The organism is Curtobacterium sp. Arg-1, assembly GCF_025643395.1.
Taxonomy (GTDB): domain Bacteria; phylum Actinomycetota; class Actinomycetes; order Actinomycetales; family Microbacteriaceae; genus Curtobacterium; species Curtobacterium poinsettiae.
In genome coordinates this window covers 1727297-1750699 of record NZ_CP095731.1, presented here as the reverse complement: position 1 = coordinate 1750699, position 23403 = coordinate 1727297, and the positions used below count along the sequence as shown (strand labels likewise).

Annotated in this window: 18 protein-coding genes; 8 read left to right on the top strand and 10 right to left on the bottom strand. The window is 70.5% G+C overall.

Annotated features, from left to right (window positions below):
• Nucleotides 1-8 precede the first annotated feature (8 nt).
• The 4 genes from MXD64_RS08405 to MXD64_RS08390 all read left to right on the top strand — a co-directional run bounded on the left by MXD64_RS08405 (nt 9) and on the right by MXD64_RS08390 (nt 5393).
• Complete coding sequence (locus MXD64_RS08405; protein WP_017886108.1) at nt 9-590, top strand: DUF3000 domain-containing protein; 582 nt, start codon at nt 9-11, stop codon at nt 588-590.
• Nucleotides 587-1903, top strand: a complete 1317-nt coding sequence (locus tag MXD64_RS08400) for an HRDC domain-containing protein (protein WP_371830567.1) — start codon at nt 587-589, stop codon at nt 1901-1903. The genes MXD64_RS08405 and MXD64_RS08400 overlap by 4 nt, the downstream gene beginning before the upstream one ends.
• A 128-nt stretch (nt 1904-2031) precedes the next feature.
• On the top strand, nt 2032-3252 hold the full coding sequence (locus tag MXD64_RS08395; RefSeq protein WP_259552475.1) for a thiolase family protein: 1221 nt from the start codon (nt 2032-2034) through the stop codon (nt 3250-3252).
• A 2-nt stretch (nt 3253-3254) separates the two neighbouring features.
• Nucleotides 3255-5393: a 3-hydroxyacyl-CoA dehydrogenase NAD-binding domain-containing protein gene (locus MXD64_RS08390; protein ID WP_259552474.1), complete on the top strand. Its 2139-nt coding sequence runs from the start codon at nt 3255-3257 to the stop codon at nt 5391-5393.
• A 151-nt stretch (nt 5394-5544) separates the two neighbouring features.
• On the opposite strand, the gene dxs is transcribed toward MXD64_RS08390, so the two are convergent.
• The 5 genes from dxs to dut form a co-directional block, all read right to left on the bottom strand.
• A complete protein-coding gene (gene dxs / locus MXD64_RS08385; protein ID WP_159556378.1) occupies nt 5545-7482 on the bottom strand; it encodes a 1-deoxy-D-xylulose-5-phosphate synthase in 1938 nt (645 codons plus the stop codon).
• 109 nt (nt 7483-7591) lie between these two features.
• Nucleotides 7592-10429: an aconitate hydratase gene (locus MXD64_RS08380; RefSeq protein WP_214532372.1), complete on the bottom strand. Its 2838-nt coding sequence runs from the start codon at nt 10427-10429 to the stop codon at nt 7592-7594.
• 128 nt (nt 10430-10557) lie between these two features.
• Complete coding sequence (locus MXD64_RS08375; RefSeq protein WP_259552472.1) at nt 10558-11337, bottom strand: DUF3159 domain-containing protein; 780 nt, start codon at nt 11335-11337, stop codon at nt 10558-10560.
• Between the two features lie 32 nt (nt 11338-11369).
• A complete protein-coding gene (locus MXD64_RS08370) occupies nt 11370-12092 on the bottom strand; it encodes a DUF3710 domain-containing protein (RefSeq protein WP_017886101.1) in 723 nt (240 codons plus the stop codon).
• Nucleotides 12089-12580, bottom strand: a complete 492-nt coding sequence (dut, locus tag MXD64_RS08365) for a dUTP diphosphatase (RefSeq protein WP_017886100.1) — start codon at nt 12578-12580, stop codon at nt 12089-12091. The genes MXD64_RS08370 and dut overlap by 4 nt, the downstream gene beginning before the upstream one ends.
• A gap of 63 nt (nt 12581-12643) precedes the next feature.
• On the opposite strand from dut, the gene MXD64_RS08360 reads away from it, so the two are divergent.
• Nucleotides 12644-13075, top strand: coding sequence for a DUF3093 domain-containing protein (locus MXD64_RS08360; RefSeq protein WP_042537043.1), 432 nt, complete (start codon nt 12644-12646; stop codon nt 13073-13075).
• Nucleotides 13076-13204: 129 nt separating this feature from the next.
• On the opposite strand, the gene MXD64_RS08355 is transcribed toward MXD64_RS08360, so the two are convergent.
• On the bottom strand, nt 13205-13504 hold the full coding sequence (locus MXD64_RS08355; RefSeq protein ID WP_017886098.1) for a DUF4193 domain-containing protein: 300 nt from the start codon (nt 13502-13504) through the stop codon (nt 13205-13207).
• Nucleotides 13505-13801: 297 nt separating this feature from the next.
• Between MXD64_RS08355 and sepH the strand changes: the two genes are divergently transcribed.
• Nucleotides 13802-14830 carry a septation protein SepH gene (gene sepH / locus MXD64_RS08350; protein WP_263137403.1) on the top strand — a complete coding sequence of 343 codons (1029 nt, stop codon included), beginning with the start codon at nt 13802-13804 and terminating at the stop codon, nt 14828-14830.
• A gap of 31 nt (nt 14831-14861) precedes the next feature.
• Here the strand turns inward: sepH and MXD64_RS08345 are convergent, their stop codons facing one another.
• Nucleotides 14862-16028, bottom strand: coding sequence for an alkaline phosphatase family protein (locus tag MXD64_RS08345; RefSeq protein WP_052481613.1), 1167 nt, complete (start codon nt 16026-16028; stop codon nt 14862-14864).
• A 43-nt stretch (nt 16029-16071) separates the two neighbouring features.
• On the opposite strand from MXD64_RS08345, the gene MXD64_RS08340 reads away from it, so the two are divergent.
• On the top strand, nt 16072-18558 hold the full coding sequence (locus MXD64_RS08340) for a DNA gyrase/topoisomerase IV subunit A (RefSeq protein ID WP_056068470.1): 2487 nt from the start codon (nt 16072-16074) through the stop codon (nt 18556-18558).
• Nucleotides 18559-18718: 160 nt separating this feature from the next.
• Here the strand turns inward: MXD64_RS08340 and MXD64_RS08335 are convergent, their stop codons facing one another.
• A complete protein-coding gene (locus MXD64_RS08335; protein WP_071244557.1) occupies nt 18719-20845 on the bottom strand; it encodes a DNA gyrase/topoisomerase IV subunit B in 2127 nt (708 codons plus the stop codon).
• Between the two features lie 167 nt (nt 20846-21012).
• Between MXD64_RS08335 and MXD64_RS08330 the strand changes: the two genes are divergently transcribed.
• A complete protein-coding gene (locus tag MXD64_RS08330) occupies nt 21013-21237 on the top strand; it encodes a DUF7455 domain-containing protein (RefSeq protein WP_017886093.1) in 225 nt (74 codons plus the stop codon).
• A gap of 133 nt (nt 21238-21370) precedes the next feature.
• Here MXD64_RS08330 and MXD64_RS08325 read toward each other — a convergent pair whose 3' ends face one another.
• Both MXD64_RS08325 and MXD64_RS08320 read right to left on the bottom strand, forming a co-directional pair.
• Nucleotides 21371-22144 carry a type 1 glutamine amidotransferase gene (locus tag MXD64_RS08325; RefSeq protein ID WP_263137402.1) on the bottom strand — a complete coding sequence of 258 codons (774 nt, stop codon included), beginning with the start codon at nt 22142-22144 and terminating at the stop codon, nt 21371-21373.
• A complete protein-coding gene (locus MXD64_RS08320) occupies nt 22141-23400 on the bottom strand; it encodes a MurT ligase domain-containing protein (protein WP_263137401.1) in 1260 nt (419 codons plus the stop codon). Before MXD64_RS08320 ends, MXD64_RS08325 begins: the two co-directional genes overlap by 4 nt.
• Between the last annotated feature and the right edge of the window lie 3 nt (nt 23401-23403).

The following is a 23403-nucleotide window of genomic DNA, read 5'->3' as shown; positions in this document are numbered from 1 at the left end:
CTGCATGTGTGTCCGAAACCCGAGAGCCCGACGCCTTCGCGCGGCTCCGCGCGTTCGTGTCCGGCGGCAGCGGCCGTGCCGAGACCACCGTCACCGAGATCCCCTCGCCGACCCGGATCGCACCGTTCTCGATCGCCCTGGCGGCGGACGTGTCCGGCACCGCGCACGGGGTCGAGTCGGACCTGGGCACCGGGCGCTTCATCGCCCTGTACGACCCGGAAGAACCCGAGGGCTGGGGTGGCGCGTTCCGCGTCGTCTCGTTCGCCCAGGCGCCGCTCGAACCGGAGATCGGCGTCGACGAGTTCGTCGCGGACGTGACGTGGAGCTGGCTCGTCGACGCGCTCGAGTCGCACGGTGCGACGTACGACCACGCCTCGGGCACGGCCACCAAGATCATCTCGCGCGGGTACGGCGACCTCGCCGCACAGGGCGACGGCGCCCAGCTGGAACTCCGCGCGTCGTGGACACCACGCGGCGACGACCTCACCGCACACGTCCGGGCCTGGCAGGACATCGTCGCCATGCTCGCCGGTCTGCCTCCCGCATCGGACGGCGTGACCCTGCTGGCCCCGAGGAGGCTCGCCAAGTGACCGATCCCGCTCCCCAGGACGCCGCCAGCCCCGCTGCCGGCTCGGCTGCTCCGGCTGCCGCTGCCGGTTCGACTGCTCCGGCCGCCGCTGCCGGCCCCGCCTTCGAGGCGTCGCACGACGCCGTCAAGGTCATCGACACGCACGACGAGTACCTCGACGCGGTCGCCGCCATCGCCGCCGGGCACGGCCCCGTCGCGGTCGACGCCGAACGCGCCAGCGGCTACCGCTACTCGCAGCGCGCGTACCTGATCCAGGTGTTCCGCCGTGGTGCCGGTGCGTTCCTGTTCGACCCGATCCCGATCGGCGACTTCTCCGCCCTGCAGGACGCCATCGTCGACGAGGAGTGGCTGTTCCATGCCGCCTCGCAGGACCTGCCGTGCCTGCAGGAGGTCGGCCTCGTCCCGACCCGCATCTTCGACACGGAACTCGGCGCCCGCATCGCCGGGTTCCCCCGTGTCGGCCTCGGTGCCGTCGTCGAGCAGTTGCTCGGCATCACCCTGGCGAAGGCGCACTCGGCCGCCGACTGGTCCACCCGTCCCCTGCCCCAGTCGTGGCTCGTCTACGCATCGCTCGACGTCGAGCTGTTGCCCGATCTGCGCGACGCCCTCGCCGAGAAGCTCGACGAGGCCGGCAAGTCCCGCATCGCGGCCGAGGAGTTCGACGCGGTGCTGCACCGTGCACCGAAGCCGGCCCGCGCCGAGCCGTGGCGTCGGTTGTCGGGCATGCACGCGCTCCGTGGTGCCCGCGCCCTGGCGATCGCCCGGTCGCTGTGGCTCGCCCGTGACGAGTACGCCCGACAGGCGGACATCGCCCCGGGCCGCACCATCCCCGACGCCGCGATCGTCGCCGCTGCGGCCGCCGCACCCGAGTCGCGCGCCGAGCTGGGGGCGCTGAAGGCCTTCACGGGCCGCGCCAGCCGTTCCGAGCTCGACCGCTGGTGGGCCGCCGTCGACGAGGGCCGCACCACCGAGGACCTCCCCCGCCTGCGTGGTGCCGGCGAGGCGACGCTCCCGCCGCCGCGCGCCTGGGCCGACCGCAACCCCGCGGCCGACCGCCGGTACAAGGCCGCGCGCGCCGCGGTGACGAAGCGTGCCGAGGAGCTCGACATCCCGCTCGAGAACCTGCTCACGCCGGAGACGCTCCGGCTCGTGTCGTGGGCACCGCCGTCGCCGGTGTCGACCGAACTGGTCGGAGCCGCCCTCGCCGAGCACGACGCGCGCCCGTGGCAGGTCGAGGAACTCTCGTCGATCATCGCGTCTGCCTTTGTCGTTGCTGCACAGCGGCCCGCCGCGACGGACGACGACGAGTCGTAGGAACTGCCCAACCGGCATGCGGCCGCCCAGGGTGGGGGCATAGCGTCGGCAGGGTCGCCGGGCGAGGCCCGGCCAGGCCGGAGCGACCTGCGTTCCGGCCCGATCGAAGAGGATCTGGGAGGCCCGGATTGCCAAAGGCATCAGACGTCGTGTTCGTGGACGGCGTTCGCACACCGTTCGGACGAGCCGGCGAGAAGGGGGTGTTCTGGAAGACGCGGTCCGACGACCTCGCGGTGCACGCGATGCGCGGACTGCTCGACCGGAACGACTCCCTCGACACCGCAGCGGTGGACGACGTCGCCGTCGCCGCGACCACGCAGCAGGGTGACCAGGGCCTGACGCTCGGGCGCACGGTCGGCATGCTCGCAGGCCTGCCGAAGTCGGTGCCCGGCTACGCGATCGACCGCATGTGCGCTGGCGCCATGACGAGTGTCACGACGCTCGCGGGTGCCATCGCCTTCGGTGCCGCCGACGTCGCGATCGCCGGTGGGGTCGAGCACATGGGCCGCCACCCGATGGGCTTCAACGCCGACCCCAACCCGCGTTTCGTCGCGGAGCGCATGGTGTCGAGCGACGCCCTCGTCATGGGCGCCACCGCCGAGCGCCTGCACGACCGCTTCCCCGCGATCACGAAGGACCGCACGGACGCCTACGCCGTGCAGTCCCAGCAGCGCTACGCCGCCGCCTGGGCGAACGGCAAGCTGCACCCCGACGTCATCCCGGTCGAGGTCAACAAGGGCGACGGCTGGGACGTCATCAGCACCGACGAGCCGCCCCGGCCGGGTACCACCCTGGAGGCGCTGGCCGCCTTGAAGACGCCGTTCCGGCCCCACGGACGGGTCACCGCCGGCAACGCAGCCGGACTCAACGACGGCGCGACCATGAGCCTGCTCGCGTCCGAGGACGGTGCGAAGCAGCACGGCCTGTCGACGAAGATGCGCATGGTGTCGTTCGCCTTCGCCGGCGTCGAGCCCGAGGTCATGGGCGTCGGCCCGGTCCCCGCCACCGACAAGGCACTGTCGAAGGCCGGGCTGTCGATCGACGACATCGGCCTGTTCGAGATCAACGAGGCGTTCGCCGTCCAGGTGCTCGCCTTCCTCGACAACTACGGCATCGCCCAGGACTCCCCGAACGTGAACGCGTGGGGCGGCGCCATCGCCGTCGGCCACCCGCTCGCGTCGAGCGGTGTCCGACTCATGAACCAGCTCGCGGCGCAGTTCGCCGAGCGACCGGACGTCAAGTACGGCATCACCACGATGTGCATCGGGCTCGGCCAGGGCGGCACCGTCATCTGGGAGAACCCGAACCACAGCAAGTCGGCCGAGCGTTCCGCTCGGAAGGGGGCGTGACCATGACCATCGTCGACAACGACCGACTGGCCGAACTCAGCGAGGACGAGGTCGTCACCCACTCGTTCGTGAAGCACGTGACCATGCCCTCGGGCGGCACGCTGGCACTCATCACGCTCGACAACGGCAAGGACTACAAGCGGCCGAACACCCTCGGACCCCGCACGCTCCGTGAACTGTCCGGGGTGCTCGACACCCTGCGGACCGAGGCCGCCGCCGGCACGATCCAGGGCGTCGCGATCACCGGCAAGGAGTACTGCTTCGCGGCGGGGGCCGACCTGTCCCAGGCCGCAGCGGTCCCGTCGCGCGAGGCCGCGCACGACCTCGCCGCCCTCGGGCACGCCACGCTCCGCAAGTTCGCCGACCTCGGAGTGCCGTCGTTCGCGTTCGTGAACACCCTGGCGCTCGGGGGCGGGCTCGAGATCGCCCTGCACTGCACGTACCGGGCCTTCTCGTCCGCCGCGCAGGGCATCGGCCTGCCCGAGGTGTTCCTCGGCATCATCCCCGGCTGGGGTGGCGCGACACTGCTCCCCCGCCTGATCGGCCCGGAGCGCGCGCTCCGCGTCATCGTCGAGAACCCGCTCAAGAACAACCGCCTGATGGACGGTCCGGCCGCGGTCGAGATCGGCATCGGCGACGTCCTGGTGCCGTCCGTCACGTTCCTGCCCTCGTCCGTTGCCTGGGCCGATCGTGTCATCACCGGCGCGACCAAGGTGGTGCGGAAGAACGAGCCGGGCATGCTCGAGAAGGCGGCATGGGGCACCGTCGTCAAGGTCGCGCGTGGCCAGGTGGCGTCGAAGATCGGCACCGTGCCGAAGTCGCCGTTCCGAGCACTCGACCTGGTGGCCACAGCCAAGTCGGGCTCGCTCGACGAACGGTTCGCCGACGAAGACGACGCCCTCGCCGACCTGCTGTCCGGCGACCAGTTCGCCGCGTCGATGTACGCCTTCGACCTCGTGCAGAAGCGCGCGAAGAAGCCCGTCGGCGCGCCGGAAGGTGTCGAACCGAAGAAGATCACCAAGGTCGGTGTCCTCGGCGCCGGGCTGATGGCCTCCCAGTTCGCACTGCTCTTCGCCCGCCGTCTCGGGGTCCCCGTGGTCATCACCGACGTCGACCAGTCCCGTGTGGACGCCGGTGTCGAGCGGATCCGCGGCGAGGTCACGAAGCTGCTCGACAAGGGCCGGATCTCCCCCGACGACGCCAACCGCATCACCGCACTCGTCAGCGGGTCGGTGTCGTACGACGACTTCGCCGACGCCGACTGGGTGATCGAGGCCGTCTTCGAGGAGATGACCGTCAAACAAGAGGTCTTCCGGAAGATCGAGCGGGTCATCGCCCCGGACGCCATCCTCGCCACGAACACGTCATCGCTCTCCGTCGACGAGATGGCGTCGGTCCTGACGAACCCGGAGCGGCTCGTCGGCTTCCACTTCTTCAACCCGGTCGCGGTCATGCCGCTGCTCGAGGTGGTGCGCGCGGCGAAGACCTCGGACGAGGCCCTCGTCACCGCCCTCGCCGTCGCGAAGACCCTGAAGAAGACCGCGGTCATCACCGCGGACCAGCCCGGCTTCGTCGTCAACCGGGTGCTCGCCCGGGTGCTCGGCGAGGCGATGCGCGGCGTCGAGGAAGGCACCTCGTTCGACACCGTCGCCCAGGGTGCCGCACCGCTCGGCCTGCCGATGTCGCCGTTCGAGCTGCTCGAGCTCGTCGGGCTGCCGGTCGGTGCGCACGTGCTCGACTCGCACCACGCCGCCTGGCCGGAGCGCTTCTACCCCGGCGACGGCCTGAAGAAGATCGCTGAGCACGGGACGATCCTGACCCGCGACAAGAAGGGCAACGCGACCGGGTACGACCCCGCCGCCGTGAAGCTCGTCGCACCGTCCAAGAAGGACGCGAAGCCCGTCGACGCCGCCGAGATGCAGCGCCGGTTCGAGGACGCCCTGGCCGACGAGCTGCACCGCATGCTCGAGGACAAGGTCGTCGAGCACGTCGAGGAGATCGACCTGGGGCTCATCCTCGGCGCCGGCTACCCGTTCCAGGCCGGTGGGATCAGCCCGTACCTGGACCGCTCCGGTGCCTCCGAGCGTGTCTTCGGCGGCACGTTCCACGAGCCCCGGATCGTCGGCCCCGCTTCCCGCTAGGCCCAGTACGCAAAACACCGGTGTTCGCGCACCGAACACCCGCAAACCGCGGAGTGGAGCGCGAACACCGGTGTTTTGCTGACCGGACCCGGACCGGACCCGGACCGGACCCGGACCGGACCCGGACCGGACCCGGACCCGGGCCGAGCGGTCAGCGGTCGGACGCGGCGGACTCGCGGGAGCGCGCGGGCTTCGCCTGCGGCAGCTTCGTCCCGACGACCTGGTCGATGACGTCGCGGGCGATGGCCTGCGCCGTCAGCCCCGCGTCGGCGAGGATCTGGGAGCGCGTCGCGTGGTCGATGAACGCGTCGGGCAGCCCGAGCTCGTTCACCCCGGTGTCGACCCCGGCGGCGCGCAGGTCCTGCCGCAGCCGGGTCCCGACGCCGCCGACGCGCACACCGTCCTCGATCGTGATGACGAGCCGGTGTGAGCGCGACAGTTCGATGAGCGAACCCGGGATCGGGACCACCCATCGCGGGTCCACGACGGTGACGCCGATGCCCTGCGCCTCGAGCAGCGCCGCGGCCTCGAGTGCCACCGGCACCATGGACCCGACGGCGACGAAGAGGACGTCCTCGACGTCGTCCGCGGCGGCGTGCAGCACGTCCACACCGTCGGGGAGACGACGGACCGCGGGGATGTCCGGCCCGACCTGCCCCTTCGACCACCGCAGCACGGTGGGGGCATCGTCGACGGCGATCGCCTCGCGGAACTCCTCACGCAGTGTCGCGGCGTCGCGTGGTGCGGCGATCCGGATCCCCGGCACGACCTGCAGCAGTGCGAGGTCCCACATGCCGTGGTGAGACGGGCCGTCCGGACCGGTGATGCCGGCACGGTCGAGCACGAACGTCACGCCGGCCCTGTGCAGGGCGACGTCCATCAGCACCTGGTCGAACGCCCGGTTCAGGAACGTCGCGTAGAGCGCCACGACCGGGTGGAGTCCCCCGTACGCCAGGCCCGCGGCGGTCGTCACGGCGTGCTGCTCGGCGATGCCGACGTCGTACACGCGGTCGGGGTGCTGCTCCTGGAACAGGTGCAGCCCGGTCGGCCGGAGCATCGCCGCCGTGATCGCGACGATCCGAGGGTCCGAGGCGCCGGCCTCGGCCAGGGAGGACGCGAACACCGAGGTCCACGAGGGGCCCGACGCGGCGTCGAGCGACTCGCCCGTCTCCGGGTCGATGTGGCCGACGGCGTGGAACTGGTCGGCCTGGTCGCGCAGGGCGGGCTCGAAGCCGTGGCCCTTCTCCGTGATGACGTGCACGATCACGGGAGCGCCGTACTCCTTGGCCTGCCGGAGCGCAGCCTCCATCGCCTGCTGGTCGTGCCCGTTCACCGGGCCGATGTACTTGATGTCGAGGTTCGAGTACAGCGCCTCGTTGTTCGTCAGTCGCGACAGGAAGCCGTGCAGGCCCCCGCGCATGCCGCGGTACACCGCACGACCCGGAGCACCGAACCGCGCCGCCACGGCCTGCGTGCTCTCGTACAGGGCCCGGTACTCGCGGCGGGTGCGCACGGAGCTCAGGAACCGCGCCATGCCACCGATGGTCGGGGCGTACGAGCGGCCGTTGTCGTTGACGACGATGACCAGGCGCCGGTCGTTGTCGTCAGAGATGTTGTTGAGCGCCTCCCACGTCATCCCACCGGTGAGGGCGCCGTCCCCCACCACCGCGACGACGGTGCGGTCGGTCTGGCCGGTCTGCCCGAACGCGCGGGAGATGCCGTCGGCCCACGACAACGACGACGACGCGTGCGAGGACTCGACGATGTCGTGCTCGGACTCGCTGCGCTGCGGGTAGCCGGCGATGCCACCGCGTTCGCGCAGCTTGGAGAAGTCCTGCCGCCCGGTGACGAGCTTGTGCACGTACGACTGGTGCCCGGTGTCGAAGACGAAGGGGTCGTTCGGCGAGTCGAACACGCGGTGCATCGCGAGCGTCAGCTCGACGACACCCAGGTTCGGCCCGAGGTGCCCACCGGTCTTCGCGACCTCGGCGACCAGGAAGCGTCGGATCTCGGCGGCGAGGTCGGTCATCTGCGCGTCGGAGAGACGCTTCAGGTCGCGCGGCGACGTGATGCTGCTGAGCAGGCTCACGAGCGCTCCTTTCGTGGGGCTGTCGGCCCACTCTATGCGCGTAGGGACAGAACAGACTGGAGGCGCGGTGCCAGCTGGCACCGCGCCTCCAGGCAGTATCTGGGTCGCGTCAGACGAGCGAGCGGAGCACGTACTGCAGGATGCCGCCGTTGCGGTAGTAGTCGGCCTCACCGGGGGTGTCGATGCGGACGACCGCGTCGAACTCCACCGGCTGCTTGCCGGCGGGCGAGTGCTCGCTCGGCGTCGCGGTGACGTGCACGGTCTTCGGGGTGCGGCCCTCGTTCAGCTCGGTCAGCCCGGAGATCGACACGACCTCGGTGCCGTCGAGGCCGAGGGACTCGACCGTCTCGCCCGCCGGGAACTGCAGCGGGACGACGCCCATGCCGATGAGGTTCGAGCGGTGGATCCGCTCGAAGCTCTCGGTGATGACCGCACGGACACCGAGCAGGTTCGTGCCCTTCGCCGCCCAGTCACGGGACGAGCCGGAGCCGTACTCCTTGCCACCGAAGATGACGAGCGGGATGCCCTGCGCCTGGTAGTGCTCCGAGGCGTCGTAGATGAACGACTGCTCGCCGTCCGGCGTCGTGAAGTCACGGGTGTACCCGCCCTCGACGCCGTCCAGCAGCTGGTTGCGCAGACGGATGTTCGCGAACGTGCCGCGGATCATGACCTCGTGGTTGCCGCGACGCGAGCCGTAGGAGTTGAAGTCCTTGCGGTCGACGCCGTGCTCGGCGAGGTACTGACCGGCGGGGCTGTCGGCCTTGATCGAACCGGCCGGCGAGATGTGGTCGGTCGTGACCGAGTCGCCGAGCTTCGCGAGCACCCGCGCACCGGAGATGTCCGACACCGCGTCGGGCTGCATCGTCATGCCCTCGAAGTACGGGGGCTTCCGGACGTAGGTCGACTCCTGGTCCCACTCGAAGGTGTCGCCCGTCGGGGTCGGCAGGTTCTTCCAGCGGTCGTCACCCTCGAACACGGAGCCGTACTCGTGGGTGAACATCTCGGTGTCGATCGAGGTGTCGATGACCTGCTGCACCTCGGCCGCGTCGGGCCAGATGTCGGTCAGGTAGACGTCGTTGCCGTCCTGGTCGGTACCCAGGGCGTCCTTGTCGAAGTCGAAGTGCATCGACCCGGCGAGGGCGTACGCGATGACCAGCGGCGGGGACGCCAGGTAGTTCATCTTCACGTCGGGGTTGATGCGGCCCTCGAAGTTGCGGTTGCCCGAGAGCACCGCGGTGACGGCGAGGTCGTTGTCCTGCACGGCCTGCGAGATCTCCTCGGGCAGGGGGCCGGAGTTGCCGATGCAGGTCGTGCAGCCGTAGCCGACCGTGTAGAAGCCGAGCTGCTCGAGGTAGGTGGTGAGACCGGCCTTCTCGTAGTAGTCGGTGACGACCTTCGACCCCGGCGCGAGGGTGGTCTTCACCCAGGGCTTCGCGGTGAGGCCCTTCTGCGCGGCGTTCCGGGCGAGGATGCCGGCGGCCATCATGACCGACGGGTTCGACGTGTTCGTGCACGACGTGATCGCGGCGATCGCCACGGCACCGTGGTCGATCGTGAACGGGTCGCCGTCGGCGATGGCGACCGAGGTCGGCTTCGAGACGGTGCCGGGCGCGCTCGAAGCGTGCACGGGGACCTCGGACCCGGGGGCGTCCTGCAGGTCGTCCACGGCGTGCTCGTCACCGGGGGCCGCGGCCACCGGGTCGGACGCCGGGAACGTGTCGGCGACGGCCTTGTCCTCTTCGCTGTGGTCGATGCTCGCGTAGTTGGCGAGGTCGACCTCGAACTGGTCCTTGGCCTTCGACAGCTCGATGCGGTCCTGCGGACGCTTCGGGCCCGAGATGGAGGGCACGACCGTGGACAGGTCGAGCTCCATGTACTCGGAGTAGTTGGGCTCGACCGAGGCGTCGTGCCACAGGCCCTGGGCCTTGGAGTACGCCTCGACCAGGGCGATCTGCGCCTCGTCGCGACCGGTCAGGCGCAGGTAGTCGAGCGTGACGTCGTCGACCGGGAAGATCGCCGCGGTGGAACCGAACTCGGGCGACATGTTGCCGATGGTGGCGCGGTTGGCGAGCGGGACGGCGCTGACGCCCTCGCCGTAGAACTCGACGAACTTGCCGACGACGCCGTGCTTGCGGAGCTCCTGCGTGATGGTGAGCACCACGTCGGTCGCGGTCACGCCGGCGGGGATCTCGCCGGAGAGCTTGAAGCCGACGACCTTCGGGATGAGCATCGACACGGGCTGGCCGAGCATCGCGGCCTCGGCCTCGATGCCGCCGACGCCCCAGCCGAGCACACCGAGGCCGTTCACCATCGTGGTGTGCGAGTCGGTGCCGACCAGGGTGTCCGGGTACGCGTAGGTCTCACCGTCGAAGTCACGCGTGTAGGTGACCTTCGCCAGGTACTCGATGTTCACCTGGTGCACGATGCCGGTGCCGGGTGGGACGACCTTGAAGTCCTCGAACGCGGTCTGGCCCCAGCGGAGGAACTGGTAGCGCTCACCGTTCCGCTCGTACTCCAGGTCGGTGTTGCGCTGCAGGGCGTCCGTGCTGCCGAACAGGTCGGCGATGACGGAGTGGTCGATGACCATCTCGGCCGGCGACAGCGGGTTGATCTTGTTCGGGTCGCCGCCGATGTCCGCCATGGCCTCGCGCATGGTGGCGAGGTCGACGATGCACGGCACACCCGTGAAGTCCTGCATGACGACGCGCGCCGGCGAGAACTGGATCTCGGTGTCGGGTTCGGCGTCGGGACGCCAGGAGCCGAGCGCCCGGATCTGCCCCTCGGTGACGTTCTTGCCGTCCTCGGTGCGGAGGAGGTTCTCGAGCAGCACCTTCAGGCTGTAGGGCAACTTCTCGTGCCCGGGAACCGAGTCGATCCGGTGGATCGCGTAGTCGACACCCCCAACCGACAGTGTGTCCTTCGAGCCGAAGCTATTGACTGCAGCCACCGTGCCGCCTCCCTACTGATCGGTTTGCCCTCATCCTCGCGGGCCGTGGACCGTCCCACCAGCAAGGCAAACCTAATCCCGCGGACGCGTGCGCGCCCGGCGAGAACTATCTTGATGTCGAGAGAACTCTACACCGCGGCGACGTCGTCGCGTCGGACGAACACGGTGCGGACCAGCAACCACGTCACCCAGAGCACCGCCGCGTACAGCGGCACGCCGAGGATGAGCTTCAGCCCGGCGAGCAGTTCGACCTGCGCCGTCAGGTAGAGCGGGACCTCCACCGCGAGCCGGACGGCGAACAGGCCGACCCAGATCCAGGTGGCGACCGTCAGGACCCGCCGCTTGACCGGGTCGGCACGCCAGTCGACGTGCGAGCCGTCCTCGTTCGCGGGCAGCAGGAAGCCGACGACGAGCCCGATGAGCGGCCAGCGGATCGCCAGCGTGATCAGCAGCCCGACGAGCCAGACCGCGTTGATGATGATGCCGGGGATGAAGTTGCTCTCCGCGCGGCCGGTGATGAGCGCGAGGCCGGCCGAGACCGCGACGCCGAGGATGCCCGCGAACGACATCGTCACCGACTGCCGCTGCACCAGCCGGAGCACCACGAACACCAGGCCGACGACCACGGGGATCACGACGCTGGGCACGAGCTCCTTCGTGATCGCGTAGACGACCAGGAACGCGAACCCGGGCAGCACCGACTCGGCGAGCCCACGAACCCCGCCGACCGCGCCCAGCAGGGCCCGACCGGACGGTGCCTCGCCGGGCGCGACGCGGGCGATGCCGGCGTTCTGCACCGCGTCACGGAACTGCGCGGAGAACGACGGCGCCACCGACGACTCACCCGCCGGTGCAGCGGGGTCGGGGCCAGCCGTCTCGGGTCGTGGGGTGTCGTCGTGGTCCGGCACCGTGCCTCCAGGCGGGGTTGCTCGTCAGGCCGTCAGATCGCGGTCTGCGTCGACTTGGGCATGTGCAGCGGGATGAGGTCGCGCGGCGGCATCGGCGTCGTGCCGCGCACGACGACGACGCTGCGGAACAGCTCCTCGATCTCGCTCGCGTCGTCGGGCTGCTCGGCGGCCTTGCCGGCGATCACGCCGCGCAGGAACCAGCGCGGGCCGTCGACGCCGACGAAGCGGGCCGGGCGGGACCCTGCGGTGCCGCCGTCACCGTCAACGGCGACCGGCACGGACGCCCGGAGCTCGGGGCCGAACGGGCCGTCGACCTCGGTCACGACACCGCCCTGGCGCTCGATCTGCTCGGCGATCTGGGCGCGGATCTCGTGCCACAGGCCGGTGGACCGGGGCGCGGCGAACGGCTGGACCTGCAGCGTGGAGTCGTCGTAGTCGAGCCCGACCGCGACGACGCGCTGCGAGCCCTCCTCGACCTCGAGGCGCAGGTGCAGGCCCTCACGCGGGAGCACCTTCACCCCGCCCAGGTCGACGTAGGGGCGGACCAGGTTCGCCTCGGTCTCGTCGTGGGGGCCGTTCTCGGCCCGGTCGTCCGGAGCGGACTTGTCCGTCGGGGCGACCGCGTCGACCTCGTCGTGGTCCGCGTCTGCATCGGTCGCGATGTCGACCTCGGGGGACGTGTCCGCGACCTCGATGTCGTCGGCGACGGCGTCCGCCACCTCGACCTCGTCCTGCTTGCGTCGGCCGAACTTCATGCGCGCGTCCCTTCCTGAGCGTCTGCGGCGGCACCGTGCACGGCGCCGCTCCGGTCACCGTAGCCCGACGAGCCGAACCCGCCCTGTCCGCGGACGCTGTCCGGCAGCTCGTCGACCCGGGTGTAGGTCACCTGCGGCACCGGCATCACGATCAACTGGGCGATGCGGTCGCCCACGTGGACCTCGTACGGTTCCGTCTGGTCCGTGTTGAGCAGCGCGACCTTGATCTCGCCGCGGTAGCCGGAGTCGACGGTGCCGGGGCTGTTCACGATCGTGATGCCGTGCTTCGCCGCCAGGCCGCTGCGCGGGACCACGAACGCGGCGTACCCCTCGGGCAGCGCGATCCGCAGTCCGGTGGCGGCCAGGTGTCGCTCGCCCGGCTGCAGCACGAAGGCCTCGGTGGAGACGAGATCGGCACCCGCGTCGCCGGGGTGGGCGTGGCCGGGAGCGTGCTCCCCGGTCCAGAGGACGTCGACTGGTTCGGTCACGTGACGAGGGTAGTGCAGCCGTGACCGTTCCGTGACCTCGTCCGCTCGTGATCGAATGGACCCGTGACCCTGTACCGCGAACGACTCTGGGCCCCGCCCGCCCTGTACCTGGCGACGGCGCTCGTGATCCCCGCCACCCTGCTCGTCTTCCTCCCCATCAGCGTCCTGGCCGGCGTCCTCGTGGCGATCGGGATGGAGCTCGGGGTCCTCGTTCTCCTGTGGGTACTCGCACCCACCATCGAGGTCACCGACACCGAGTTCCGCGCGGGCAGGGCACACCTCCCCCGGACGCTCGTGGGCACGACCGAGGCGTTCGAGGGCACGGCGGCCACCGAGCAGCGCGGCCCGGCACTCGACGCCCGCGCCTGGACCCTCTTCCGCGGCTACGTGCGGGGGGTCGTCAAGGTCGAGGTGCGCGACGACGCCGACCCGACGCCCTACTGGCTGGTCAGCGTCCGCCACCCGGGCAAGGTCGTCGAGGCGCTGCGGTCCTGACGGACCACGGGCAACGGCCCTGGAGGCGCGGCTCGGCCCCGCCTCGCAGCCCACGACGAAGGCCCCGCATCCCATCGGGATGCGGGGCCTTCGCTGATCGTTGCGTCGAGGACGACGCGGCTGTGCTCGCTAGAGCGACGCGCACTCCGCGCAGACCGGTCCGAGCTTCGACTCGTGGTCGAGCTGGGAACGGTGCTTCACGAGGAAGCACTCGACGCAGGTGAACTCATCGACCTGCGGGGGCAGCACCACGACGTCGAGGTCGACGTCGCTGAGGTCCTGCCCGGCGAGTTCGAAGCTGCCGGGGTTGTCGGAATCATCGTCGACGACCCCCGACATCTTGTCGGGAACGCGCTCCTTGAGGGCCTCGATCGACTCTGAGTCAGAGTTGTCGTCGGTCTTCCGGGGGGCGTCGTAATCGGTGGCCATGCCCATCCATTCTCGTATCGAGAGGTCGTCGCCGGGTGATCGGCGGCGACAGTTTGCACCACGCCCCGCCGATGCGCAAACCGAGTGCTGCGGCGGGTCGTGCTGGCTGTGCAACCGGTGACCCGAACCGGACATTCCCGACACCCGTTGCCGGGCTCCGGCGCGCTCTCGGATCGGCCTGCGGATGTGCGCGGCACGCCCGTGCGCCTCCCCGGAAACCGTCCGTCCTCCCTGCATACTCACGGGGTACGACAGCAGGACCGTACGCGACGCTGGGAAGGCGGAACCATGCAAGACGTGAGAGTCATCGGAGTCGAGTCCGGCGCACTCCTCCTGGCGACCGACGGCGGCACCGAGTTCCGGTTGCCCGTCTCGTCGTCGCTGGCGGGTCAGGTGCGCCAGGCGAACCCCGACGCCGGTCCGCAGAAGCGGGTCTCCCCCAAGGACGTCCAGGCACGGATCCGCGGTGGCGCCGACGCCGCCGACGTGGCAGCCGCGCTCGACGTCGACGTCGAGTACGTCCGTCGCTTCGAGGGTCCGGTCCTGGCGGAGCGGGCCTTCATCCTCGACGCCTCGCACCGCGTCCCGGTCACCCCGGTCGACGACGAGGCCCCCGACACCTTCGGCCCCGCGATCACCGCGAAGCTCGAGGCCGGCGAGGCCACCGCGATCACCTGGGGCTCCTGGAAGCACCCGGAGGGCGGCTGGCAGGTCCGCGTCCGCTACACCGCGGGCGAGGTCGAGCACGACGCCCAGTGGCGTTTCGACCCGAAGACCTCGACCCTCGCGCCCGACAACGGTGACGCCCACCGGCTGTCGCACACCGACGACGAGGGCATCGCCCCGCGCCTGCGTGCGGTCGAGTTCGAGCAGCAGGACGACGACGGCACCCGCTTCGACTCCGGAGCCTTCCGCGTCGACGAGCCGGAGCAGCCGGCCGCCGAGCCCGAACCGTCCCAGCACGCACCGCTCCGTGCGCCGCTGCCCCGCATCGGCCAGGCCACCGTGGAAGAACGTGCTCCCGGCAACGAGACCGCCGACCTGCTCGAGGCGCTGCGCCGTCGCCGTGGTGAGCGTGAGGCCGCGTCCTTCGGCGAACAGCGTGACGAGCCCGCCCGCGGGACCTCGATCAGCGTCGTCGACATCCCGCTGCAGGGCTTCGAGGACGGCGGCGCGAACGACACCGCACCGCAGTCGACCGACGGCCGTCCGGCCTCGGCGCCGGAGCCCGAGAGCCGTGGCGAACGCAAGAAGCGCAGCCGCCGCTCGATGCCGAGCTGGGACGAGATCGTCTTCGGCACCCGCCCGGACGACGACCCCGCCTGATCCGGACCACCGCGCGGCCGCGCTGACGTCCCTAGTGGGCGAAGGCACCGGCGAGCCGGAGCGGGACGATCGTCTCCTCGTCGGTCATCGCGCCGTGCTGGCCGATCATGCGCTTCGGTGTCTCGTCCTCGCGCAGGGCTCGGTCGTCGTTGAACGCCCACGAGCCACGCGCCACGACGAGCACGTCACCGATCCGCGGCACCACCTCGTCGGACACCTGCCCGAACCACCCGGCCTCGATCGCCTCGGCACGGCTGGCGACGGACGCCTTCTTGCCGTAGCGCGCCCGGAACGCGCCGACGAGGGCGCGGACGTCGGTGCCCGGTGCGACCGTGAGCTGTCGGCAGCGCGGGTCTCCTGCGACACCGACGACGTCGGTGAGCAGCAGCGGGTCGATCGCGATGTTCGCGTGGTCCGGCACGTCGAGCACACCGTGGTCCGCCGTCACCAGGACCCCCACGTCGTCGGCGCTGCGGGCATCGAGGCGGGCGAGTTCCCCGTCGAGCAACTCGAGCGCGGCCGTCCACCGGTCGGACTGCCAGCCGGACTTGTGGCCGATCGAGTCGAGCTCCGGCACGTACAGGTAGACGAGCGACCGGCCGGAGTCCGTCTCGGCCAGGGCGGCGTCGACCCGCTGGGCGATCGAGTCCGCCGACACGTACCGCGCACCGCCGAGCACGTTCGCGGTCATCCCGGACGATCGGTACCGGTCCGGCCCGACGACGACCGGGTCGAGTCCGAGCTCAGCCGCCCGGGTGAACAGCGTCTGCGTCAGGAACCAGTCGGCGGGCACCTCGGTGTCCCAGCCTCCGAGCAGGTTCATCACGGCACCGGTGTCCGGGTTCCAGCCGCTGTACCCGATCACCCCGTGGGTGCCGGGCGAACGGCCCGTCGTGAGCGTGCTCAGTGCGGCCGCGGTCGTGGTCGGGAACCCGCTCCGCAGCTTCTTCGCGGTGCCGGTGCCCTTCGCGCCGGTCAGCCAGCGGGCGTGCCCGGCGCGCGCGGACAGCGCGGCGGACCCGAGGCCGTCGACCAGCACGACGATCGCCGAGCGGGCGGGGCGGAGGGTGATCCGGGCCTCCAGGCCGTTGCCACGCAACCACGCATCGTCCGCAGCACCGAGCGCGACGAGGCAACTCGGGAAGACGTCGGCGAGGTTCGCGACGCCGTCGGGGGCCGTCGGTACGCTTGTTCCCATTCCACGAGTCTTCCAGACGACTCTGGTCTTCCAGAAAGGTGCCATGGCACGCACGGATGTAGTCGGCCTGCCCGACGGTGAGCGCATCGAGGACGTCGACGTCTCCGAGGAGATGCAGGGTTCCTTCCTCGAGTACGCGTACTCCGTCATCTACTCGCGGGCACTGCCCGACGCCCGCGACGGCCTGAAGCCGGTGCAGCGCCGGATCCTGTACCAGATGGCCGAGATGGGGCTGCGCCCCGACCGCGGACACGTCAAGAGCGCCCGCGTCACCGGCGAGGTGATGGGCAAGCTGCACCCGCACGGCGACGGCGCGATCTACGACGCCCTGGTCCGGATGGCCCAGCCGTTCACGATGCGCGTGCCGCTCGTCGACGGCCACGGCAACTTCGGCTCACTCGACGACGGTCCCGCTGCAGCCCGCTACACCGAGGCACGGCTCGCCGAACCGTCGATGGCGATGACCGAGGGCCTGGGCGAGGACGTCGTCGACTTCGTCCCGAACTACGACAACCAGATCATGCAGCCCGGCGTGCTGCCGGCGGCGTTCCCGAACCTGCTCGTCAACGGTGCCTCCGGCATCGCGGTGGGCATGGCGACGAACATGGCACCGCACAACCTGGGCGAGGTCGTCGAGGCCGCGAAGCACCTGCTCATGAACCCGCAGGCCACCCTCGAAGAGCTCATGGAGTTCGTGCCCGGGCCTGACCTGCCGTCCGGCGGCACCATCGTCGGGCTCTCCGGGGTCCGCGACGCCTACGCCACCGGCCGCGGTTCGTTCCGCACCCGAGCCAAGGTGAGCGTCGAGAACCTCACCCCGCGCAAGGTCGGCCTCGTCGTCACCGAGCTGCCCTACCTGGTCGGCCCCGAGCGCGTCATCGAGAAGATCAAGGACGGCGTCCAGTCCAAGAAGCTCGTCGGCATCTCGGACGTCAACGACCTGACCGACCGCAACCACGGGCTCCGGCTCGTCATCGGCATCAAGAGCGGCTTCAACCCCACCGCCGTGCTCGAGCAGCTCTACAAGCACACCCCGCTCGAGGACGGCTTCGGCATCAACAACGTCGCCCTGGTCGGCGGGTCACCCCGCACCCTCGGGCTGCGCGAGCTCCTCGACGTCTACGTGCAGCACCGGCTCGACGTCGTCACACGCCGGTCGCAGTACCGCCTGGCACGTCGCAAGGAACGGCTGCACCTGGTCGAGGGTCTGCTCATCGCGATCCTCGACATCGACGAGGTCATCCAGGTCATCCGCACGTCCGACGACTCCGAGGCGGCGCGCAACCGCCTGCGCGACGTCTTCGACCTGTCCGAGGTGCAGGCCGAGTACATCCTCGAGCTGCGCCTGCGTCGCCTGACGAAGTTCTCGCGGATGGAGCTCGAGGCCGAGCGTGACCAGCTGCTCGCCGACATCGCCGCCCTCGAAGAACTGCTGGCGTCCGACGAACGGCTCCGCGCGCAGGTCGCCCTCGAGCTGACCGAGGTCTCCGACAAGTTCGCGACCCCGCGCCGCACCCTGCTCACCGAGGCGGACGCCCCGGTCAAGGGCGGTCGGAAGGCCGCGGTCGACCCGGAGTCCCTGCAGATCGCCGACTCCCCCTGCCGCGTGCTGCTCTCGACCACCGGGCGGCTCATCCGCGTCGACATCCCGACGTCGGAACTCGGCATCGTCCGCGTGCCGAAGCGCTCGAAGCACGACGCCGTCCGCTCCGCCGTGGTGAGCACAGTCCGCGGGCAGCTCGGCGCCCTGACCTCCACCGGGCGGGTCCTGCGGCTCTCCCCCGTCGACGTCCCCGCCGTGCCGCCCGCAGCGGTCCGGCTCGACGCCGGCGTCCGGGTCACCGACTTCCTGGCGCTCACCAAGGGCGAGACGGTCGTCGCGCTCGTCGACCTCGGTGGGGCATCGTCGGACTCGCTGGCGATCGGTACCGCGCACGGCGTCGTGAAGCGCGTCGTCCCAGGCGCCTGGCCGGACAAGCCCGAGTTCGTCGCCATCGGCCTGAAGCCCGGAGACGCGGTGGTCGGTGCCGCCCAGGCCCCGGAGTCCGACGACCTGGTGTTCATCAGCTCGAACGCGCAGCTGCTGCGGTTCCCGGCGTCCGTCGTCCGGGCGCAGGGGCTGCCCGCCGGTGGAGTGGCCGGCATGGCCCTGGCCGACGGCGCCGCCGTGATCTGGTTCGGGTCCGTCGCACGCTCCGACGACGCCGTGGTCGCCACGGTGTCCACGACCTCGACCGCGCTGCCCGGTACCGACGCCGGCCGCGCCAAGGTCTCCGCGCTGTCGGAGTTCCCGGCGAAGGGCCGCGCGACCCAGGGTGTCCGGGCGCACGCGTTCCTGAAGGGCGAGGACGGGCTCACCGTCGGCTGGGCGGGCATCGCGCCGCCGCACGCTGTCGGCACCGACGGCGCCGCCCGTACCCTGCCCGACTGGCTGTCGAAGCGTGACGGGTCGGGTGCACCGCTCGAGGCCGTCATCGGCTCGATCGGCGGCAGCGCCGCGACGCTCGACGGCACCGCCGGCGAGGCGTAGGCGGGCGCCGGCCGGCCGGCCGTCCGCTGCGCGCATTCGCGAGAGCGACAGTGTCCCGCGAACAGTTCGCGGGAGACTGTCGCTTCGGCAGCACGGACCGCGCACGGTGGCGGCACGGTGTCGCTCTGGCGGCACCGAGACTCGGCCTGCCGCCGCGCCGCTACGCGTCGATGCGGTCGCGGTCGAGGCCCTCGCCGGCCAGGATGAACTCCTTGCGCGGCGCCACGTCGTTGCCCATCAGGAGCTCGAACACCTTCGCAGCGCCCTCGGCGTGGGTCACGTTCACCCGGCGCAGGGTTCGGTGCGCACGGTCCATCGTGGTCTCCGCCAGCTGGTCCGCGTCCATCTCACCGAGGCCCTTGTACCGCTGGATCGGCTCCTGGTACTTCTTGCCCGTCTTCTCGAGCTTCTTCAACACCGTCTGCAGCTCCTGTTCGGAGTACGTGTACAGCGTGTCGTTCGGCTTGCCGCGGTTCACCACGACGACCCGGTGCAGCGGCGGCACGGCGGCGAAGACCCGGCCCTGCTCGATCATCGGCCGCATGTACCGGAAGAACAGCGTCAGCAGCAGTGTGCGGATGTGGGCGCCGTCGACGTCGGCGTCGGACATGATGATGATCTTGCCGTAGCGGGCCTGGTCGATGTCGAACGTCCGACCCGAACCGGCACCGATGACCTGGATGATCGACGCGCACTCGACGTTCGAGAGCATGTCCGACACGGACGCCTTCTGCACGTTGAGGATCTTGCCGCGGATCGGCAGCAGCGCCTGGTACTCACTGTTGCGCGCGAGCTTCGCGGTGCCCAGGGCCGAGTCGCCCTCGACGATGAAGAGCTCGGTGCCCTCGGTCTCCTGCGAGCGGCAGTCCGCGAGCTTCGTCGGCAGCGAGGAGTTCTCGAGCGCGTTCTTGCGCCGCTGGGTCTCCTTGTGCGCCCGCGCCGAGATACGGGTCTTCATCTCGGACACGACCTTCTCGAGCAGGGCGGCCGACTGCGCCTTCTCGGTGCGCTGCGTCGAGGTCAGGATCTCGGTGATGCGCTTCGACACCACCTGGTCGACGATCTTGCGGACCGCCGGGGTGCCGAGGATCTCCTTCGTCTGCCCCTCGAACTGCGGCTCGGGCAACCGCACGGTCAGCACGGCGGTCATGCCGGCGAGGACGTCGTCCTTGTCGAGCTTGTCCTGCCCGACCTTGAGCTTGCGGGCGTTCGCCTCGACCTGGGCGCGGACGGCCTTCACGACACCGGACTCGAACCCGGCCTGGTGGGTCCCGCCCTTCGGCGTCGCGATGATGTTGACGAAGCTGCGGAACACGGTCTCGTAGCCACTGCCCCAGCGGAGTGCCAGGTCGACCTCGCACTCGCGCTCGACCGAGGTGGAGACCATGTGGCCCTTGTCGTCGAGCATCGGCACGGTCTCGGTGAAGGTCCCGGTGCCCTGCACACGCCAGACGTCGGTCAGGGGGCTGTCGACGGCGAGGTGCTCGACGAACTCGCCGATCCCGCCCTCGTACCGGAACCGCTCGACCACCGGGCCGGCAGCCACGGTGGTGCCCGTCGCCTCGGCACGGGCGGCAGCGGCGTCGATCGACGCAGCGCGCTCGTCGGTGATGGTGATGCCGAGCCCGGGCACGAGGAACGCAGTCTGGCGTGCACGGGTGACCAGGTCGTCGGTGCTGAACCGGGCGTCGGCGGTGAAGATCTGGCGGTCCGCCCAGTACCGGATCCGGGAACCGGTGACGCCCTTCTTGACCTTGCCCACCACACGCAGTTCACTGCCCGACGTGAAGGGCGCGAACGGGGCGTCCGGGCCGATGCCCTTGCTGTCGTCGAAGATGCCGGGCTCACCACGGTGGAACGACATGGCGTAGGTCTTGCCGCCACGGTCGACCTCGACGTCGAGGCGCTCCGACAGCGCGTTCACGACCGAGGCCCCGACGCCGTGCAGCCCGCCCGAAGCCGCGTACGACCCGGAGCCGAACTTGCCACCGGCGTGCAGCTTGGTGAACACGACCTCGACCCCGGTCAGGCCGGTCTTCGGTTCGACGTCGACGGGGATGCCGCGGGCGGTGTCGCGGACCTCGACGGAGCCGTCGGCGTGCAGCACGACGCCGATCTCGTCACCGTGTCCCGCCAGGGCTTCGTCGACCGAGTTGTCGATGATCTCCCACAGGCAGTGCATGAGGCCGCGGGAGTCCGTCGACCCGATGTACATGCCCGGCCGCTTCCGGACCGCCTCGAGCCCTTCGAGGACGGAGAGATGGCGTGCGGAGTAGTCGGAGCTCACCGTCGGAGTTTACCGAGCGGCGCCGACAGCACCGTGTGGACACTCGCACTGGGGCCAAGCGATCCGCGCTGAGCGAAACAGGGCCCGACAATGCGTCGCTCTCAGGCATCACGTGTTGAAATGGTGCAACCACCCGGCACCACCTGCGATCCGTGAGGAGCACAGCAATGACCCAGACCGTGCAGGACCCCTCCATCGACGAAGTCAGCAACCACCAGCTGACCGCCGCCGACCGTTGCGACAGCTGCGGGGCGCAGGCCTACATCCGAGCCACCATGTCGAGCGGCGAGCTCTACTTCTGCGCCCACCACGGCGCCGAGTTCAAGGACAAGCTCGCGGCGACCGCCATCGAGTGGCACGACGAGAGCAGCCGACTCTACGAGTCGAAGTAGTCGCAACCGACACGCAGACAGGAGGCGCGGTGCCAGCTGGCACCGCGCCTGCTGTCTGTCTGCAGCCCGGCTCAGAACGCGCGGAGACGACGAAGGCCGGGCCCCCTCGGGACCCGGCCTTCTTCGTCGTGTGTCAGGCGATGCGCTTGAACGCCTTGTCGACGTAGCGGTCGACCGTCGCGCGCGCTTCACGTGCGTAGCGGTCGATGGTCGCCGTCTGCTCCGCGTCGGGCGCGTACTCGCGGCCCAGCCGTGCAGTGGCTGCAGCGAGGACACCGTCGGTCAGCTGCGGGTTGAGCGGCAGGACCGGACCCTGGGTGTGCGTGCCGAAGGAGTTCCCGACGATCGCGCCCTCGACCGGCGAGCCGGCCTGGTTGCCGCCGCCGGAGACGACGTCGGCGAAGGGCGTCACGCCGGCTGCGAGCTCGATGCGGGTGGCGTGGTCCTCGAAGCCGGCGAGACGCTTCGGCGCTCCGGGGAGCAGCGGGTACCGGGTCTCGAGCACGAAGTAGTTCACGCGGCGCTCGGCACCGCGCACGGCACGGGCGTCGAACACACCGAAACCGGCGAGCGGCGCGCCCTCGGTCGGCACGACCTCGTTCGTCGCGAGGTCGAACCCGCCGCCGACGGCGACGACCGGCACGCCATCGGCCGCGAACGCACGGAGCGTTCCGCCGATGCGTGCGACGTCGTCACCCAGGGAGCGCATGGCGCTGAGCGGTCCGTTGCCGATCACGACGACGTCCGCCGTGGTCGGCAGGTCGTCGCCGGGCGCGTACTGCAGCACCTGCGTGTCGATGTCCGCGGCGGCCGCACGGCGTACCAGGGCCGCGACGTTGCCGCGGTCGCCCGAGACACCCATCTGCCGGGGGTAGACGTGCAGGATGGTCAGCCGGTCGGCCGTCATGCGGTCTTCTCCATGTCCGGGTGGCCGAGGGCCTTGCGGGCGATCATCATGATCTCGTAGTTGACGATGAAGTTCTTCGTCCCGCGGGTCGTCGAACCGAGCTGCTCCATGTGCTTGATGGCAGCCTCGACGTCGGGCTCGACCCGGCCGATGCGGACACCGGCATGCTCGAGCGCGATCGCGATCTGCCACGCCTTGTCGCCGGAGACGACGTCCACGTGGTCGAGCTGCGAGAAGTCGATGTCGTAGATCCAGGAGATGTCAGGCGTGCCCTCGTCGATCGCCATGAGGACCTGCTCGGGCTGGTCCGGCAGGGCGTCGAGGTTGAGCTGCAGGCTCGCGGCGTTCTTGAACATCGTGAACTCGGCGGACTCGCCCGCGATGGGGAGCCGCTCGCCACGGCCGTAGGCCGGCTTCATCGTGCCGAAGGCCTTCGTCACGGCGTCGGCGCGGAACTGCGCACCGAGGGCCGCACTCGCCGTCGCGGTGGCCGCGGCGGCGTCGACCGCGTAGTGCAGGCCGCGGGCGGGCAGACGGACCGGGACCTCGGCGCCGTCGAAGCGGATCGTCGCGCCGTCGCCCGTGTGGGCCACGACCTCGGCGTCGGCGGTGTGCTGGGCACGGTCACCGGCGTCGAACGAGTCGGCGTTCTGCAGGCCGTTCGGCGCTGCGGCGATGACCTCGTCGCTCGCACCGAACCGCAGGACGCGCTGCCCCGGGGTGCCGCTGTAGCCGTCGAGGAACTGGTCGTCGTGGTTCGTGATGACGTTCGCCGTCGACAGTGCGGCGGTGTCGAGCATCATCGTCGCCACACGCTCGGTCTCGAAGAACCGGTACAGCTGGTCGACCTGCACGTTGAGCATCGTCACCGTCGAGGGCGACAGGATGCCGGCGAGCTCCACCGCGAAGGCCTCGTCGACCTCGAGGATGCCGATGTCCGCCTTGAGACGTCCGGTCAGCGAGACCTCGGACAGCAGGGCCGACGCGATGCCCTGCGGCAGGTTCGCGCCCGACGGGTTCGTGAAGACACGGAGCCCGTGGGCCCGGACGATGTCGGAGATCATGTGCGTCGTCGTCGACTTGCCGTTCGAACCGAGCACGAAGACGACGCCGTTCGGGAACTGCTTCGTCACGTGCTGCAGGAAGTCCGGCACGAGCTTCAGGACGATGAACCCCGGGTAGGCGGATCCACCGCCCCGCGCACGGGCGAGGGCACGGAGGATCCGCCCGATCAGGATCGGGATGAAGAAGCGCATGCC